We start from the raw sequence: 4,293 nt of genomic DNA, 5'->3' as shown, positions 1-4,293 counted from the left end.
GTTAGGTCATCTTCATTTTCAACCTTAACCTTTCCTGCTACTTTTAATTTCCCCATGTTTTCTTCATGCATCTTTAACGCTTTTTCTTTTAAATTTTTCAAAATAATCCCTCCTGGATTTTCAATGTTTTTTATTCTAACAGAACTTTTCCCACCCAGAGATATTATAAATATTATCTTTGAGTGGGATTATTATTATTATTTATTTTACAACTAATACAGATGTTTTTGCCTGTTTAATGATCTTTTCAGCTGTACTTCCAAGCAGTTTATCTTTTAATGTTTTATCACCTTTATCTGCGATAACTATTAGATCAAAATCATTTTCTTCAGCATAATCACAGATATCTTCTGCCGGATGATTTCCTTCTTTAACAACTCTTTCTGTTTCCAGACCTTTTTCTCCTAATGTAACTTCACACTGCCCATATAATGTACTGCATGTTTTTAAAGCTTCTTCTGTTTCTCTTTTTGTTTTTTCCAGATCGAGATTTAACTGTTCAAACTCTTCTTTAGATCTTATCAATCTGTGTTCAGGACTTACAATTGTCAGAAATGTAACTGCACCCTTACATAAAAGAGCCATTTCCTGAGCTTTCTGAGCTACATCAGAACAGCTTTCAGAACCTTTTACAGCAACTAAAATTTTAAACATATAATTTTCTCCTCTCTCTAGTCAAATAAAGCTTTAATCTAAGTTAATTATACTGCACAACACTAATTTTTAAAACAGTTAGTACAATTTCTTTTTTTATTCTACAAAAACTATTCTTTTAATTTAGGAAGTGTGGATATTCCATAAGGAATAACAAGTATTTTTGCATCATCACCAAGTTCATCCAGAGCATCTTTCAGTGCACTGTTCAGATCATCAAATATATTTATGAAGAGTTTATCTTTTATATCATCTGATAGTGATGTAACAAGAGAAATCTCACTTTCAGTATGAATCATGGCAATTCGAGAAGCCTTGTGGCGGCCAAGGATAAAATCATGTTCCAGCTCATCTATTAACTCCTGAGCAGTTTTTCCTCCGGTAAGAGCTTCTCCAAAATGATCTTCTCCCAGCCCATCCTCACATTTAGCTGCAATTAAAATTTTACCACCTTTTTTTACAGCAAGACTGGCATTTTCCATGGCTTTATGTGTCTGATAAAGATCAATATCCTTTGGCATTCCACCTGGTGTAGTAATTACAATATCAGCAAGTTCATCAATTTCACTCTGATAGATATCTTCTATATATTTCTTACCCGCACGGTGGGCGGCTGTTACTTCACCGGCAACAACTTTTATCAGTTTTTTACTGCTGTTCAGCACAGCATTAACCATAAAATCTACTCCGACCATTTCTCCAATTTCTTCTATTTCTTCTCGAACAGGATTTCCTTCTATCTGTCCACCTCTGGCCAGAGGATCCAGAAATCTCTGATGATTCTGCAGTATTGTCTCTCTGCTGCAGACACCTGGTGCAAGAGCTTTTGCACCTCCACTAAATCCAGCAAAATAATGATATTCCAGATTACCTGTTGCTATAATAAAATCTGCATCGAGGACCTGATCAAATATCTCTATCTCAGTGCCCCTCTCAGTTGTACCGACATTTCTACAGCTTTCAACATCATGGTCTATACATTCTATTCTGCTGTATATTTCTTCTCCAACAAGATTTTTCTTTTCTTCTTCAGTCTGTTTTCTGTGTACTCCAAGTCCAAAAACTATCTTTATATTCTCATCTTTAACTCCTGCTGAGTTTAATTCTGCAACAATAGGAGGCAGAAGGAGATAGGAGGGAGAAGGGCGAGAAATATCGCTGGCCAGTATTACAACTTGATCTGTATCACTTACTAAATCTTTAAGTTTTTTACTTTTAATAGGTTCAGCCAGTGCCCTTATCACTTCTGCCTCAGGATCTTTCAGAGCTTCAACATCTTCAGGCAGCAGTTCTGCCATCAGATTTTTTTCGGGAACATCTACCTTTACTTTTTCGTGGCCGTATTTCAATTTAAATTCCATAATACTCCACCTCAATCTATATATTTTTTACAGAGAGCAGGAATATCCGTCAGTTTCCTTGCAACTTCAATCCCGGCTTCCTCAAGTTTTTCTTTTTTATAATCAGCACTACCCTCTCCACCTGGAGAAACTATAGCACCTGCATGGCCCATTCTTTTTCCTTCTGGTGCAGCTTCTCCTGCTATAAATGCAATAACAGGTGTTTTCATATGTTTTTTAACATAAAGAGCTGCTTCTTCTTCATCTGTACCACCTATCTCACCAATCATTACAACAACTTCTGTTTCTGGATCTTCTTCAAACATTGGGAGCAGATCTTTAAATGTTACACCCTGTACAGGGTCACCACCTATCCCAACCACTGTAGACTGTCCAATTCCACTTGTTGTCAGATTATTAACTGCTTCATAAGAAAGGGTAGCACTTCTAGAAATCATACCCACACTTCCTTCTTTATAAATACTATCTGCCATAAATCCTAATTTTGATTTTCCGGGAGATATAATTCCAGGAGTATTGGGTCCAATTAATGTACAGCCATTTTTGTTTGCATATTCTCTACAGTAAACCATATCATGAAACGGAATACCTTCTGCAACTGTAACCACTATTTCAAGTCCAGCATCAACTGCTTCTAAAATGGCATCTCTGCTGAATCTGGGAGGAACAAATAGTATACTTGCATCTGTATCTGTAGCTTCTGCGGCTTCTTTTACTGTATCAAATACAGGTAGGCCGTGTACTTTTTGGTCACTTTTTCCTGGTGTTACTCCACCAACTACATTTGCTCCATACTTCAACATCAAATCAGCATGGAAACTTCCTTCACGACCTGTAATTCCCTGCACAATAATTTTAGTATCTTTATCTAGAATAATACTCATACTATTCACCACCTTTAAGAGTTTTTACAACTTTTTCTACTACTTCTTCCAAATCAGATGCTGCTTCTAATCCTGCTTCTTTTAGAATTTTTATACCTTCTTCACGATTTGTACCCTGAAGTCTGCAGACAATAGAAATATCAGCTGGTACTTTTTTAAGTGATGCACTTACACCTGCAGCTATCTCATCACATCTTGTTATACCACCAAAAATATTAAACAGTATTGATTTAACATCACTATCCTGCAGAACAACATCTACAGCCTTCTGAACTTTTTCAGAGGTAGCTCCACCACTCAAATCAAGAATATTGGCCGCATTTATTCCGTGGCGCTGCAGTGAATCAAGAGTGGAAATAGCAAGACCAGCACCATTACTTATTATTGATACATTTCCACTCAATTTGATAACAACAAAACCAGCCTGACGGCCAATTAACTCCATTTCTTCTTCTTTTTCTTCATCCCACATTGTGAGGAGCTTTGGCTGTCTATATCTGGCATTGTCATCCATCTCTAATTTGCCATCAAGAGCTTTTACACTTCCATCGGTGAGAAGTGCAAGTGGATTGATTTCTACTAATAAACAGTCACTATTTTTATATATCTCATAAAGTTTCTTTACTATTGGTGCAACTTTTTTGCTCATCTCTTTATCAAAATCAAAAGCTTTAGCTACAGGTGTCAGATGGAAATTTTGCAATCCTAATACCGGATCAATATCAACTTTAACTACCTTTTCTGGAGTTTCTGCTGCTACTTCTTCGATATCCATTCCACCTGAACGGCTGAAAATAAGGGTGTCTGTTTTTTTACTTCTATTTAGAGTTAATCCCAGATAATATTCTTCTTTAATTTCCTGCTGTTCTTCAATTAATAATCTGTTTACTTCTTCACCTTTTATTTTCATATTAAACAGATCTTCTGCCATTTTTTCTACTTCTTCTTTAGTTGAAGCAAATTTAATTCCGCCAGCTTTACCTCTTCCACCTACATGAACTTGAGATTTTAAGGCAACTTTATAATCCAGTTCTTCTGCTTTTTCTACAGCTTCTTTTACTGAAAGTGCAAGCTGGCCAGAAGGGGTTTCTATACCATTTTCTGCAAAAACTTCTTTAGCCTGATATTCATATATTTTCAAGTTAGTTTCACTCCTTTTATGACTTAGCCTTTTTGGCAAGCTCCATACCTAATTCAAAAGCCTTCATATTTACTTCTTCTGTTCCTTTAGGAATTCTTCCCTTAATTGCTTTTTTGTATACATCCAGTTCTGCTATATCTGTCAGCTCTGCTACTGCCCCTATAAAAGCTATGTTTGTCGGCAGTATTGTCCCCAGCTCTTCTTTTACTTCTTTTGTAAATGGAATCAAATACAGGTTATCTGAATTAATTTC

5 protein-coding genes are annotated in these 4,293 nt (G+C 36.1%); all 5 read right to left on the bottom strand.

Features of this window, described 5'->3' with window-relative positions; all coding sequences use genetic code 11:
• Positions 1-201: 201 nt before the first annotated feature.
• Complete coding sequence (locus DER71_RS11665) at positions 202-654, bottom strand: universal stress protein (protein WP_114458998.1); 453 nt, start codon at positions 652-654, stop codon at positions 202-204.
• Positions 655-764: 110 nt separating this feature from the next.
• Positions 765-2,015: a nickel-dependent lactate racemase gene (gene larA, locus DER71_RS11660; protein WP_114458997.1), complete on the bottom strand. Its 1,251-nt coding sequence runs from the start codon at positions 2,013-2,015 to the stop codon at positions 765-767.
• 11 nt (positions 2,016-2,026) lie between these two features.
• Positions 2,027-2,899: a succinate--CoA ligase subunit alpha gene (gene sucD, locus DER71_RS11655; protein WP_114458996.1), complete on the bottom strand. Its 873-nt coding sequence runs from the start codon at positions 2,897-2,899 to the stop codon at positions 2,027-2,029.
• Position 2,900: 1 nt separating this feature from the next.
• The gene (gene sucC, locus DER71_RS11650) at positions 2,901-4,040 is read right to left on the bottom strand and encodes an ADP-forming succinate--CoA ligase subunit beta (protein ID WP_158531772.1); all 1,140 of its coding nucleotides are present in this window, start codon (positions 4,038-4,040) and stop codon (positions 2,901-2,903) included.
• Positions 4,041-4,056: 16 nt separating this feature from the next.
• Positions 4,057-4,293 (bottom strand): 2-oxoacid:acceptor oxidoreductase family protein (locus DER71_RS11645; protein WP_199505662.1); only part of this gene is annotated, 237 nt, incomplete at its 5' end.

It is taken from the genome of Halanaerobium sp. DL-01 (assembly GCF_003338615.1).
Lineage (GTDB): Bacteria > Bacillota > Halanaerobiia > Halanaerobiales > Halanaerobiaceae > QPJE01.
The sequence above is the reverse complement of the archived record's forward strand: the minus strand, read 5'-3'. Positions and strand labels throughout refer to the sequence as shown.

Bases quoted from the DNA above. Each gene is read 5' to 3' on its own strand.
- DER71_RS11665 (WP_114458998.1), bottom strand. From the start codon at position 654: ATGTTTAAAATTTTAGTTGCTGTAAAAGGTTCTGAAAGCTGTTCTGAT.
- larA (WP_114458997.1), bottom strand. From the start codon at position 2,015: ATGGAATTTAAATTGAAATACGGCCACGAAAAAGTAAAGGTAGATGTT.
- sucD (WP_114458996.1), bottom strand. From the start codon at position 2,899: ATGAGTATTATTCTAGATAAAGATACTAAAATTATTGTGCAGGGAATT.